This window comes from Rivularia sp. UHCC 0363, from assembly GCF_034931125.1.
Taxonomy (GTDB): Bacteria; Cyanobacteriota; Cyanobacteriia; order Cyanobacteriales; family Nostocaceae; genus Rivularia.
Map to the genome: position 1 here is coordinate 136869 of NZ_JAYGHM010000009.1, position 12912 is coordinate 149780.

At 38.9% G+C, this 12912-nt stretch carries 10 protein-coding genes; 7 read left to right on the forward strand and 3 right to left on the reverse strand.

Annotation, left to right across the window (positions count from 1 at the left end; translation table 11 throughout):
• Positions 1-507 precede the first annotated feature (507 nt).
• The 6 genes from VB797_RS07850 to VB797_RS07875 all read left to right on the forward strand — a co-directional run bounded on the left by VB797_RS07850 (position 508) and on the right by VB797_RS07875 (position 6775).
• Positions 508-2514, forward strand: a complete 2007-nt coding sequence (locus tag VB797_RS07850; RefSeq protein WP_323237115.1) for a protein kinase domain-containing protein — start codon at positions 508-510, stop codon at positions 2512-2514.
• Positions 2515-2787: 273 nt separating this feature from the next.
• Positions 2788-4407 (forward strand): M48 family metallopeptidase, encoded by a 1620-nt coding sequence (locus tag VB797_RS07855; RefSeq protein ID WP_323237116.1) that lies wholly within the window; start codon positions 2788-2790, stop codon positions 4405-4407.
• Positions 4408-4628: 221 nt separating this feature from the next.
• Complete coding sequence (locus VB797_RS07860) at positions 4629-5426, forward strand: COP23 domain-containing protein (protein WP_323237117.1); 798 nt, start codon at positions 4629-4631, stop codon at positions 5424-5426.
• A gap of 193 nt (positions 5427-5619) precedes the next feature.
• On the forward strand, positions 5620-5847 hold the full coding sequence (locus tag VB797_RS07865) for an addiction module protein (protein WP_323237118.1): 228 nt from the start codon (positions 5620-5622) through the stop codon (positions 5845-5847).
• A gap of 115 nt (positions 5848-5962) precedes the next feature.
• Positions 5963-6043 carry a hypothetical protein gene (locus VB797_RS07870; protein WP_323237126.1) on the forward strand — a complete coding sequence of 27 codons (81 nt, stop codon included), beginning with the start codon at positions 5963-5965 and terminating at the stop codon, positions 6041-6043.
• Positions 6044-6274: 231 nt separating this feature from the next.
• On the forward strand, positions 6275-6775 hold the full coding sequence (locus VB797_RS07875; protein WP_323237119.1) for a DUF427 domain-containing protein: 501 nt from the start codon (positions 6275-6277) through the stop codon (positions 6773-6775).
• 326 nt (positions 6776-7101) lie between these two features.
• On the opposite strand, the gene VB797_RS07880 is transcribed toward VB797_RS07875, so the two are convergent.
• Positions 7102-8133 carry a metal ABC transporter solute-binding protein, Zn/Mn family gene (locus VB797_RS07880; protein WP_323237120.1) on the reverse strand — a complete coding sequence of 344 codons (1032 nt, stop codon included), beginning with the start codon at positions 8131-8133 and terminating at the stop codon, positions 7102-7104.
• A gap of 75 nt (positions 8134-8208) precedes the next feature.
• On the opposite strand from VB797_RS07880, the gene VB797_RS07885 reads away from it, so the two are divergent.
• The gene (locus VB797_RS07885; RefSeq protein WP_323237121.1) at positions 8209-9153 is read left to right on the forward strand and encodes a carbon monoxide dehydrogenase maturation protein; all 945 of its coding nucleotides are present in this window, start codon (positions 8209-8211) and stop codon (positions 9151-9153) included.
• A gap of 3 nt (positions 9154-9156) precedes the next feature.
• Here VB797_RS07885 and VB797_RS07890 read toward each other — a convergent pair whose 3' ends face one another.
• Both VB797_RS07890 and topA read right to left on the reverse strand, forming a co-directional pair.
• Positions 9157-10236, reverse strand: a complete 1080-nt coding sequence (locus tag VB797_RS07890) for a hypothetical protein (RefSeq protein WP_323237122.1) — start codon at positions 10234-10236, stop codon at positions 9157-9159.
• A 94-nt stretch (positions 10237-10330) separates the two neighbouring features.
• On the reverse strand, positions 10331-12499 hold the full coding sequence (gene topA, locus VB797_RS07895; protein ID WP_323237123.1) for a type I DNA topoisomerase: 2169 nt from the start codon (positions 12497-12499) through the stop codon (positions 10331-10333).
• Positions 12500-12912: the final 413 nt, after the last annotated feature.

Here is a 12912-nt window from a genome sequence, read left to right on the forward strand (position 1 = left end):
TAACTTTCCCCGATCTTCCCATCCCCTGATGCCAGTAATTAAGTTATATAAAATTATGGCTAATTATTCTGGTATTTTCACATTATTTTTTGTAGCTAGTATTGCTCGTAAAATAAGTAATTTACGTGAGGTAACTAGGATTATTCGAGTTTTGTGAAAATTAATTAAAAGTTTTTATACAATATAAATGTTCAGTAATATCTGACGAAAAAATAAAAAATGTATTAATATGCAAGTGACAGCTTAAAAGATTGATATTTGAGGGCTATCATCCAGTGTAGGGACAAGCCCTTCTCCGTTCTCAGATAAAACACGGTACAATAAATTCAAAAATTCAATATAGGACTGCTTTTAATAAATTCAATGGTTACTTAATGACAATCTGCTCTACAGGTAAGTTTATAATTACTTGGCAAGATAAATATAGATTGGTCATCATACGAACTGAAATTAAAGATGCCTTTTGTCAACATTAAAGGCATTCTCAATTGCTGATAGGTTAAGCTAATGCTCACAGACACGATTCTCCGTAATCGCTACAAAATTCTTAAAGAACTGGGACGTGGTGGATTTAGTGTCACCTATCTTGCGGTAGATATGGATTTACCGGGGAATCCCAGATGTGTAGTTAAACAACTCAAAACTCGCAATTCTGATAATACAATTTTACAGATTGCCAAAAAGTTGTTTGAGCGAGAAGCACAGGTACTCTACCGTTTGGGTAAGGGACACAAACAAATCCCCGAAATGTTCGCGCATTTTGAGGAAAATGATGAATTTTATCTGGTTCAAGAATTCGTCGATGGATACGATTTAACCAAGGAAGTTAAACCACGACATAGATTAAGTGAAGAAAAGGTAATTAAGCTTTTACAAGAAATACTATCTGTTTTATCTTTTGTTCACGAAAATAACGTTATTCACCGCGATATCAAACTACGAAATATTATGCGTCGTAGTGAAGATGATAAAATCGTACTCATTGATTTTGGTGCGGTCAAAGAAATCAAAGGTCTGAGCAAAAACGAACAAGGCGATGTCAATTCGACTTTGATTATTGGTACTCCCGGTTATATGCCAGACGAACAAGCGAATGGTAAACCGAGATTATGTAGCGATATTTATGCAGTGGGGATGCTGGGGATTCAAGCTTTAACCGGAATGTCTCCTCGTGAATTGCCATTTAACCCCGATAATGGTGAATTGATTTGGTTAGATTCGGCAAAAGTCAGCGACAGATTAGCCGAAATTCTAACTGGGATGGTACGTCATCACTTTAGTCAGCGTTACCAAACGGCAGCAGAAGCCTTAATTGCGCTCGAATCGCCGGTACCCATACTACCATTAACTTCCTCGACTTACAAAGCGCCACCCGTGACCTTACCATCAACCATTCGCAAGTCTTATCCACCCATACTTCAAAGTTTGGGACTGGTTAGTTTAATGGGAGTTGGATTCGGTTTAGGAGTTTTCGGATTGAACTTTTTCCAACCTAGTTCTGATGGGAACGAACTCCCTGTAAGTGGTGAGGTTCAAGATACTGTTCCTAAAAATATAAATCCTTCTACATCTAAAATTACTAAAAGTCCAAATTCATCAACACCTTTATCTTCTACGCCTAAATCAGATAATAGAAATTTTTTACCTTCGATAATACCATTTTTTAGAGATAGTAAGGTTGAAGTTACCCCCGAAGCTTCTCAATCAAAAGTTAAGAGTAATCAAAATAAACCTGTAGTAGAAGTTCAACCCGAACCCGTTGAGCGAAAAATCAAACCCCCTGCAAAAACTTCTACGGAAGAAGACACTATAACTAACCCTCCCTTATTAACTCCAACAAAACTTGATAGTCCAGAACCATTACCGACTGTAACCCCGTCTCCAAGTAAAAAAATTGATCCTCCCACATCTTTACCTTCTAAACCCCAACCAGAAAAAGACAAGGGTAAAGCCGAGAATTCTGCGACCCCTATACCCACATCTACAGGATTAGAGGATGTACCGGAACCAAAATCTCAAACATCTTTACCTGTATCACCCGAATCAGAAGTAAAAGAAAAAGAACAAGAAAATCCCACAACTCCACCCGTATCTGCATCAGAAACGAAACCAACCCCTCTTTCCCCTACCACACCCGCGATCGAGAACGAGTCACTAGCACCAAAACCAACCCCTTCCCCCAAACCAACTACGGGTAGCGTCGTAGTTCCTACAGTTGAATCTTCAGAAACCCCAAAAGAAACTAATAATTATTTTTTGACCGTACCAACTTCACCAACACCAGAACAGGTTCAACCAACTTCTACACCCGAAGCTTCTGCATTTCCAACACCCGAAATTGAAGTTGAAGCAACTCCTCAATTTTCTACATCTCCAACACCGGAAGCTGAAGCTGAAATTGAAACAAATCCCCAAGCTTCTGTATCTCCGATACCCGAAATTGAAGTGCAAGCTATCCCAAATCCGATACCTACAGAAGAACCTGGTTTGTCTTTAAGACGTTTTGCTATCTAAATATAGTGAGAATAATTTTTTAAATCAAAGATTTGAATGAATCAATCCTATTGTGAAGCATTCAAATTGATGATTTTGGGCATATATATAAATTGGCGTACATCTCCGACTATATAAATAGTATCACGAAACAACTAATTTTTTCCGATAAATAAAAATATTTTTCAGGTAAAGTACTGGTAAAAACTGTTAAGTTTTCGAGATAACTTTGCGTGAAATTGCGATCGTTCTTAAACTAAGAATATAGAAATCTCCATCATAAAAAAGCTTGTTATGAAACGTCAATGGAAGTCATTGATACTCACCTTCAATTGGGTATTACTCTCTCTTGGTACTTCTGTTTTTATCATCCTGACTCAATCACCGCAAATTACAGTTGCTCAAGAACCGGCTGTAATTATCAAAACTCCAGAAACTGTAACAGATACCGTTAAAGAAAAACCCGAATCATCTACCGAACAAAAAAAGCCCGAAGTAGAAGAAGTAAAAGAAGAAGCCAAACCGACTCCCGAAGAAATTGCCCGTCAGAAAAAGCTGATGGAAGGAGACAAACTTTATCAAGCGGGAAATATAGCCCAAGCCGAAAAAATATACCGCTCAGCCAAAGAAACTTTTACAAACACATCCGAGATAAAACCACCTAACGCAGCAATAGTTGACCCCGTACAATTACCTCCCGCAGCCAAAGTTTATTGGAGAGAAGGACAAGCAGGAATTGTCACTAATTTGCAAACTAGAACTTTAGTACCGTTAGAACTGTTAGTAGAAAAATATCCAGAATTTATTCCAGGTAATATAAAATATGCCGAAGCTCTGAAAAAATACGGTCAAAACAAAAAAGCTTTAGAAGTTTTAGAAAGAGCTACATCGCTCTATCCTAATCAAGCAGAATTGGTAAAAGTCAGAGTAGATGCTCTTTCAGACGAGAAAGAATGGATGCAAGCCTCCTTAGCAGCGCGTCAATTTGCCCTGCTTAACCCCGACAATTCCCGAGCTTCTGAATTTACTCAAATTGCAGATGAGAAACTGAAAAAATACACCTCCTATATCCGTAGAGAAACCAGAGGAAACGCGATAGCGAACATCATTACGGGTGTTGTCGGTTATGCTGCTACAGGTAGTCTGCTTGGTCCATTTTCTGCCCTCGACTCCACCTTGATGCTATTAAAAGGCGAACAAGGAGTAGGTCGTTCGGTAGCGAAACAAGCCAAAAAGGGGATGGACTTAATCGAAGACAAAGAAGTAAACGAATATATCAACGGAATCGGGCAAAAACTCGCTAAAATCGCCGGACGCAACGAATTTGAATACGAATTCTTCGTCATACCCGAAGACAGCCTTAACGCCTTTGCCTTACCCGGTGGTAAAGTTTTCATTCATGCAGGTGCGATCGCTAAAACAAATTCCGAAGCAGAAATCGGCGGATTAATCGGACATGAACTATCTCACGCAGTACTTTCCCACGGATTTCAACTAGTAACTCAAGCCAACTTAATATCCAACGTCACTCAGTATATTCCTCTAGGCGGAACCGTCGGCAGAATACTTACCTTTGACTATAGCCGCGACATGGAGCGTCAAGCCGATAGACTGGGGACAAGATTAATCGTAGCGAGTGGTTACGCTGCGGACGGTCTGCGTAACTTAATGGTCACAATGAAAAAAGAGCAGAAAAACGCTCCTCCAGTATGGTTATCGACCCACCCCGGAGGTAGTGAAAGGGTGCGTTATTTAGAAGCTTTAATTACCACCAACGGATACAATCGCTACGCTTACGAAGGAGTGGCATCACATCAAAAAATCAAAGATCGAGTTAAGCAAATCATGAAAGAAAAAGAAGAGAAAGATAAGAAAAAAGACGATGAAAATAAGAAGCCACAGGAAGATAGATAAGTGAGTTATATAAGCCTTCCCTATTCCCTATTGCCTATTTCCTACTCTTTCCCTAAACGAAATGTTTAATCTATTTTGCACGAGTACTTATTAATCACAAAATTAATACAATATGCCAGTTGCACAAGTGCTACAAAATTAAAATACTACCGAATCATTTACCGAAAAACTTCGTCAATACAAATAAGTAACTCCTAATAATTTTTACCGGAGGATGATTCATGTCATCTAGACCTTTTAAGTTAGTATTTTTAAGCGGTTTGGCATTATCCGTATTATTCGGTAATTCCCCTGCAATGGCACAATACACCTCCTCAGACGATGCTGTCGTAGTACCCACAACCGGAACCAGTGGTACCACAACCACACGCACATCAACCCCGACAGGAACATCAACCACAACCTCCACAAGTAGTTCTTCCCAAACCGTTGACACCGCAACTCGGTTTAGCTGTCAAATGGATAACGGTAGCTACACCGTCATGTACGCTCCTCAAAGTCAATCATCACAACAATATTTTGCTTGGGCTACTCCTCAAGCTTTGGGTGGTGGTTGGGATGCACAAAAACGCTGTGCTACCATCGCTCAACGTTTAGAAACCTATCGTCCAGACGGTTTATTAGAACTTCGTACCTCAACCTTGAATGGATACGACGTTTTATGCGTCACCAGCGAAGCCAACCCCGCTTGTCGTATGGTACTAACAGTTCCTCCCGGTAGAGATGCTTACCAAGTACGCAACGACGTTTTCCAAAATTTAGTTTCAGCAGATAGCGGACAGCAAACTATCGGCGTTAATACTTACAGGGGTGGCGGATTAGAAGACGCAGTAAACCTAGGTAGAACCCTACTTGGTAATGGTAATAAGGTAGTATCTAGAGATGCCATTCAGCTAAAACCCTTCTTAGACAAGAAAGATGGTGGTAACGGACAACTATTAGGAAAAGTCAAAAAAACCGCTCCCCAGTCTCGTCCATCTCAATCAGGTAACAGATTGAATCCCGATAGATTCCGCTAATTGGATTTTGGATTACCCTGCGGGAAGACGCTTCCGCGTCAATAGATTTTGGATTAAAAGAAATCTGAAGTATAAAAATTAATCTTGTTTTGTATTGCGGGTAGAAATACCCGCTTTATTTATGGGAAATACTATTAGACATTTTCTGCATTGGCTTATCATATAATTAGAATTGTTGAAAAAACTCCAAAGAATGAGTGAAACAGCAGAAAAATTTAAACTAGAACTTTCTCAGCTTTCTACAAAAGAACGTGCTGAAATTGCCTACTTTTTGATTCATTCTTTAGATGAAGATGTAGATGATAATCTAGATGCCTGGGATACGGAATTAACTCAGCGGTTGGAGGATATTAATCGCAAAACCGCTATTGGAGAGCCATCATCTCAAGTTTTTTCTGAGTTACGAGAAAAATATTCGTGAAGTTTATTGTTATTCACACCGAAGCTCGATAGGAGCTTGATGCTGCAATAGCTTATTATGAAATTCAACAAGTCGGGTTGGGGATTTATCGGGTGCTTATTCTCGTAGGATCAATATACAGCATCGATTAGTCTATGAGGTAATTGAATCCGAGCAAGTAGTTAAGATAATTCGGATGTGGACGCATTACGAGTAAGTTGTAGCAATTGTCTGGAAATAAAATTGCGATCGCATAACGCTGCTTCAAACAGATTGCATTTACAAAATATAAAGGAAAACCGGGTTTCTCTTGATATAGAATTTCTTGGGTTCCACTCCATTTCACTGTGTTCATTTTCTACTAATATGATTCTTAGGATTGCAACTGGTATGGAAAACATCCCAATTCCCCATGACCAATTCCCCATGACCAATTCTCAAGTATAAAATGTTTAGCAGACCCCAACCCATAGAACCCGAACCCGGACAAGAATCAGTATGGGATTATCCCCGTCCCCCACGTTTAGAAGATACCGATAAACACATTCAAATCATCTTTAACGGCGAAACCATTGCAGATACCAAGCAAGCAAAGCGCGTTTTAGAAACCAGTCATCCCCCCAATTACTATATTCCACCCGAAGACATCAAAATGGAATATTTAATTCCAACACCGCAATCGAGTTTTTGTGAATGGAAAGGACGTGCTAGCTATTACACTATTAAAGTTGGCGATAAAGAAGCCCAGAATGTCGCCTGGTATTACACTAACCCCACAGAAGCATTTGCATCTATGAAAGACTACGTAGCTTTTTACGCTCATGTTATGGATGCTTGCTACATTGATGGCGAAAAAGTCGAACCGCAACCGGGAAACTTTTATGGTGGTTGGGTAAATAAAGATATTGTGGGACCATTTAAAGGGATTCCTGGTAGTTGGGGATGGTGAGAAGAGTTAGGAATTAGGAGTGAGCAGTTAGGAGTTAAAGAATATTTTATGAGTATTCGGCGGTTGAAACCGCAGCTACAAAGGCAAAGTCCACCTGCGTGGACTTCAATTCATAACCCGCGCAGGCGGGTTTTGCTTGTGTAGACAAGCCACTGCGTTGCGGAGGTTCCCTCCGTTGAAGCAAGTGGCGTGCGGTTTCAACCGCCAGATAAATTTAATTCCCAACTCCCAACTCCCAACTCCTAACTCCCAACTCCCAACTCCCAACTCCCAACTCCTAACTCCTAACTCCTAACTCCCAACTCCCAACTCCCAATACCCATACATTATTTATCAAATATCAAATACGTTCCTTCCAAACCTTCGATAATTGTGCGAGTATTGGTTGTCATCATTTTTTGATAAGTGTCCGCATCGCTTCCCGGTAAACCCAAATTTTCTGCAAAAAGCTGTCTTTCAGATATCTTTATTTGCGCTTTTTCAGCTACAGATTTGATTAATTGAGGACTAACTGTAGGCTGGACAAAAATTGTCGGTACATTAGTTTTTTCCAGGGTTTTAGCTAGTAAGTTAACTTTCACATCGGATATTTGTTCTGTAGGACTAATAAATCTCAAGGTTCCCGCCAATTTCAAACCATAAGCGCGAACGTAATAAGCCATTGCATTGTTAGTTGTTACTAAAGTACGCTTTCCTGAAGGAATAGTCCCAATTCTGGTTTTTATCCAGCTATCTAACTGTGAAATTTGATTTGTTATTTTTTGAGTATTACTTTGATAAGTTTTGGCATTTTCAGGTAATGTTCTAGCTAAATTAATATTGATAACTTCGACCATTTTTACCGCATTTTTAGCATTGTGCCATATATAAGGATCGGCTACTTTTTTGCCATTTTGAGTTATCATTAATGGTACGGGTACGGCTATTTTAGCTACAGGAACTTTCGGTGCGGAATTTTTACTAGCAAGAATAAATTTTTCTAATCCCGGCTCTAAGTTGTAACCGTTAAAAATGATTAATTTCGCTTGATTTATAGCTTGCTGGTCGGCTGGGGTTGGTTGATAAACTTTAGGATTTATTGATGCTGGAGTTAAGCAAGTAAGATTAATTGTTTTTGCGGCAATTTGTTTTGTTAAGTCGCATAGAACGCTAGTAGTTGCGACTACTTTGGGTAAATTTTTATTAACTGTAGTGTTTGCTACAGTTGTTGTGTAAGATGAAGTGTTGTTTGAATTATCGGAATTATTACAGCCATAAAATGATACGGTAAAAAGAATAAAGATAATACGCAGAGTTTTGTTTAAGAGTAATTTTTCTAACATAAATTCATCATTATTATTTGTTTTATTTTGCCTCATACAGTTGTTTATTTACCAACAGAATGATTATCATTGTCATTGGTACAAATATTTCTTCAGCCTTGAGATATCGCAATGACTATTAATATTGATGCAACTTCTAATAACGTTGTCATAGCCTTGATGGGTAAAGGTGGAACGGGTAAGACTTTTACTTCACTGTGTTTAATCCAAAGTTTGAGGAAGTTGAATCAAGCAATGATTGTAGCGGATGCAGACACTAACAGGTCACTTTCGCGTTATCTTGCTGCTCATTATCTGGGATACGGGGAAGAGGAATTAAAGCAACTTCCGCTAATAACTCAAGCTGAGCAAGATTTTTACGAGTTTCAAGAACTGAATTCCGAGCAAACTTACCGCGAATTTTACGGTACTCCATTCGACCAAGTAAAGAAGTTTTCGGTTGAACCACCGGATTATTTTACTCAAAAATACACAAAATCCATTGACGATAAACTTGCATTAATGTCAATAGGAACCAGTGCAATGCGGATGGAAGAACTTTATTCTACTCGTTGTTCTCACGCAACTTTAAACCCGTTAAAGGCTTGGTTAGCTTTGTCTAAAAACGGAATTGTTGTTCTTGACTGCGGTGGTGGTGAAGATTCGGGTAGATTCGGTTTACCTATTGGTGCGAATGTAGTAGTTGTGGTAGTGGAAGCGACTCCCGATTCTGTGGCAATTTCCGAAGATATCCGCGCTATTGATGAAGAATTGGGAATTCCTGTAGTTTACGTTTTGAATAAGTGTCTCAATCAGTTCCCAGAAGTTGCAGCTTTTGAATCGCAACATCAAGACACGATTGTCGGTAAAATTCCTTTTATGCCTGCGATTTATGGTAAAAATCCCTTAGAAGTATTTAACGAAATTGAAGGTATATTTACGCCTATAGTTGAGAAGATTTTATCTCAAAAATTAAGTTCTTCTCAACAAAGATGGGAAAGAGTATTAAGGTGGCAAGAAAGGTTGCAGGAGCAACGAGAAAGTAACAAAAGTCAACCCTTCAGTTTTATTTCTTAATAATTACTGATTAATAGCTGCACTTTCCAATTCTGCATAAAGCCTCTCAAGTTTATCAGAAATCAATATTTCTTTCATTTGAGATAATAGAATATTCATGCTATCAAATACGGGAATATCTGTATACTCACTCAGTTCTTTAATATGAAGTGGAGAACTTGAACATATACCAGAGATTGCGTCAGGAATTAATCCAAATTTCTGTTTAAGAACCTGTAATCCTCCAATAGCCCCAAAAGCGTCAGCGGCACAAAAAATTAGCTTATGAATGCGTGATTGAACATCACGAGATTGAAGCAACATTGCCGTTTCTCGTTGATTAATGCCATCCGCTATTTCTACTACCCAATAATTTTCTTTATTATTAGCATATTTCAAATCCAATTTATTGAAAATATCTAAAACTTCAGCTTCTGTAATTAAATAGGTAGAAGGATAGCCCAAATATGAAAAATCTGCATAAGGATTTGCTCCGGCATCATTCATATATAAAATATCTTTTAAACTTGCAACTCCCGTAATCTTGGAAGCTCTTACACAATACCCTAATGCAGTCAGCGACCAACAACAAGCTACTGCTGCCATACTTTTACCAGAGTTCATCGCTGTACCACAAACTAAAATCAGCTTGCTTCTAGGGTATTTTTTAATATTAATTTTCGGGGTAATTAAACAGAAAGATTTAGTATTGATTTTATTCCCATTTTCATGACATACTTGCCCCAAAATTTTAATTCGAGTTGGGTCAATAACTTTGGAGTTTTTTGTTTTTACCGTACCGATGACACCAGAACGTGCAAGCAAATCAACTTCTTCTTCTACTTCAGATGGAATTAAACCTTCATAATAATCTGGTGCATATCTATTACCAAAAACAAATATAGCTTTTACTCCATCCTGAATTTGATGAATTCGTCCAGATTTATTTTCTAATTCTCGATGTAGACCAATACGACTCACTACACCATAAACTACATCACCAATTTCTGGTAGACCTTCTAAAGGTTTGTAGAATTTCAGGTACTTTGATTCTACTGTATAAGCTGCACTAGGAAGGATAAAACCTTTACTTATTTTTTTCATTTTCTATTTCAAATGTAATCAACTGTTTTTTCCTTTTATACTACCGAATACCCACAAGAATGTTTTTTAGAAATAAGACTTTAAATCAAAAATACTATGAATCCTTCATTTCACCAAACTTCGGACTCCACCAACCTTTTGCAGTATTGAAATAAACCGCTTCTTTGTGTTTGCTATCTTGACGTGATTTAGAATCGGAACACCGTAACATGGTTTTATTTTGTCCGTCTTTTGTATAAGCGTATTCTTCCAAAGGTTTTTTACATATTGGACAGGGATAGTTGGTAACTTTACCTGGAGGTTTTTGAGCAGTTGGAGTTTTTTCTGCTTGGGAATTTGGCGAATTTGGCGATCGCCATTTTTTCTCATAGTCGCTCCAAAATAAAACCACGTCACAACCGCTGACGCATTTAAGAAAGTATTTCTTTTTAACTTTGCTGCTCTTAATTTTTGCTAGATGGTTGTTACATTCGGGACAGCGAGTTCTGGATTTTTCATATTCACGTTGGACTGCGGCTGTTTTCTTCCCATTTGACGCAGCAACGGGTACGGTTTTCGCTTTTACTAAAGCTGGTGCAAAGTAATCTTGATTCCAGTTCGTCAAATATTTTTGCCAAGGTTCTTTTCCCGAAGCAATGCTATCGAGCGCATCTTCCATTTTGGCAGTAAATTCTGTTTTTAATAAATCTGGTAAAGCTTTCTGCAAAAAGTCATCTACCTCAAGACCTAAAGTTGTTGGTTGTAAAATTGCTTTTGTTAATTCCACATAACCGCGTTTTTTCAAAGTTGCGATCGTCGGAGAATAAGTACTGGGACGACCAATTCCTTTCCGTTCCATTAACTGAATTAACTTCGGTTCGCTGTACCGTGGTGGTGGTTGAGTTTGTTTCTTCTCATGACCGGCATTTTCGAGAGTTAATATTTGCCCTTGCTGTAAATTGGGTAAAAGTGTATCTTTACTCAAGTTTGACCAGTATTTAGCGTAGCCGAGAAACTCTACTACCTGTCCTCTAGCTTGCCACAGGATTTCACCAGATTGAGTTACGACTAGGGTTTTACGTAATTGCGCTGCACGACATTGGGAAGCAACGGCTCTTTTCCAAATCATCACATACAGATTAAACTCGTCCGGTAAAAGTTCAATCCGCAGCTCAGCGGAAGGACGAAACACATCTGTAGGACGGATAGCTTCGTGGGCTTCCTGAGCAGTTTTGTTACTGCGATGTCTTGCGGTTGACTGGGGTACATTTGGCGGGTCATTTTGCTCCAACCACTTACGCACGCTGGTACAGAACTCCGGACTCAACATTACTGAATCCGTCCGCATATAGGTAATTAAACCAGCCTCGTACAGCTTTTGTGCTACCTGCATGGTTTTTTCAGGAGCAAATTTCAACCGCGAACCAGCAGCTTGTTGTAGCGTAGAAGTAATAAAAGGTGGAGGTGGTTGACGGCTAGCAATTTTTCCTTCATATTGAACAATTTTATGAGGATGATTTCGTGCTTCCGTCACCAAACGTTCGGCTTCAGCCTCGGAAAGTACGCGAGTCGATTCTGCGGTTTCCGACTTCTTAAATACCGTATCATCATTAACTTCAGTTTCTGGCTGCGTTGTTTCGGGAGAATTCACCATTCCCTTGTAAAAAGCGCGGAATCCTTCAGCGTAATCTACCCAAACGCTCCAATAATCTTGGGGTACGAAAGCCAGAATTTCTCGCTCACGCTGACAAATTAAATGTAGGGTTGCACTTTGAACTCTTCCAACGCTTTTTGCACCATTATTCAAAGCCCAAACTAACGGACTTCCTTTATAACCAACTAATTTATCTAAGCAATCTCTGCATAATCCAGCACCAACCAAATTAGCATCAAGCTTGCGGGGTCTAGCCACAGCAGCCCGCACCGCAGCTTCCGTAATCTCCGTATAAACAACCCTTTTGGGTTCCTTGAGTCCCAAAGCTTCCTTGAGATGCCAAGCGATCGTTTCCCCTTCTCTATCGGGGTCTGTAGCTAAAACAACTTCCTGAACTTGATTAGCCGCAGCTTTTAACTTACTAATAGTTTCCTTTGCTTGCTGACTGCGGGGAATGTAGCGACACTGTACGCGATCGCCATCCATAACAAAGCCTAACGAATCCTCACCTTCATTACTAAGTTCTCGAATGTGACCGCAACTAGCGCGAACAATCCAATCACTTCCCAGAATTTTACTCAGCTTTTTAACTTTACCGGGAGATTCTACTATTAATAAACGTTTAGGCATGACCTGACGGTGTAATGCAACTTGAAAAAGGCTTCAGTGTTTTTATAGTACTATCGTACACCTATTCATCCTGTCTTAACTAGGGGAAGAAAAAACAGGTGCTTAAATTCAACCAAAGCTTAACTAATTATCAAAAAAGCGGGTTTTTGAAAAAATCGAGTTTATTAACACTGTGAATTTTTATCGCTAATAGCTCATTGTCATATCTTCTATTTCTGAAATAGAAATCAAAACTATCATAATTAACGACCATTTTAATAAGAAATATTAAGTAAATACATCTCAAGTCTTCTGTCTAAAGTATTAATTGTTTTGCTTTCACGAGTCTGTATGCCTTCCGATAGATGAAAAAAACAAGTTAAACCACAAATAAAAAGCATTACATAATTACGAAATATTAACTGTTAAGTTTA

What these genes read in the sequence shown, in the direction of transcription:
- VB797_RS07885 (WP_323237121.1), top strand. Translation starts at nt 8,209, where the DNA reads ATGACTATTAATATTGATGCAACTTCTAATAACGTTGTCATAGCCTTG.
- VB797_RS07890 (WP_323237122.1), bottom strand. Translation starts at nt 10,236, where the DNA reads ATGAAAAAAATAAGTAAAGGTTTTATCCTTCCTAGTGCAGCTTATACA.
- VB797_RS07875 (WP_323237119.1), top strand. Translation starts at nt 6,275, where the DNA reads ATGTTTAGCAGACCCCAACCCATAGAACCCGAACCCGGACAAGAATCA.
- VB797_RS07860 (WP_323237117.1), top strand. Translation starts at nt 4,629, where the DNA reads ATGTCATCTAGACCTTTTAAGTTAGTATTTTTAAGCGGTTTGGCATTA.
- topA (WP_323237123.1), bottom strand. Translation starts at nt 12,499, where the DNA reads ATGCCTAAACGTTTATTAATAGTAGAATCTCCCGGTAAAGTTAAAAAG.
- VB797_RS07850 (WP_323237115.1), top strand. Translation starts at nt 508, where the DNA reads ATGCTCACAGACACGATTCTCCGTAATCGCTACAAAATTCTTAAAGAA.
- VB797_RS07855 (WP_323237116.1), top strand. Translation starts at nt 2,788, where the DNA reads ATGAAACGTCAATGGAAGTCATTGATACTCACCTTCAATTGGGTATTA.
- VB797_RS07865 (WP_323237118.1), top strand. Translation starts at nt 5,620, where the DNA reads ATGAGTGAAACAGCAGAAAAATTTAAACTAGAACTTTCTCAGCTTTCT.
- VB797_RS07880 (WP_323237120.1), bottom strand. Translation starts at nt 8,133, where the DNA reads ATGAGGCAAAATAAAACAAATAATAATGATGAATTTATGTTAGAAAAA.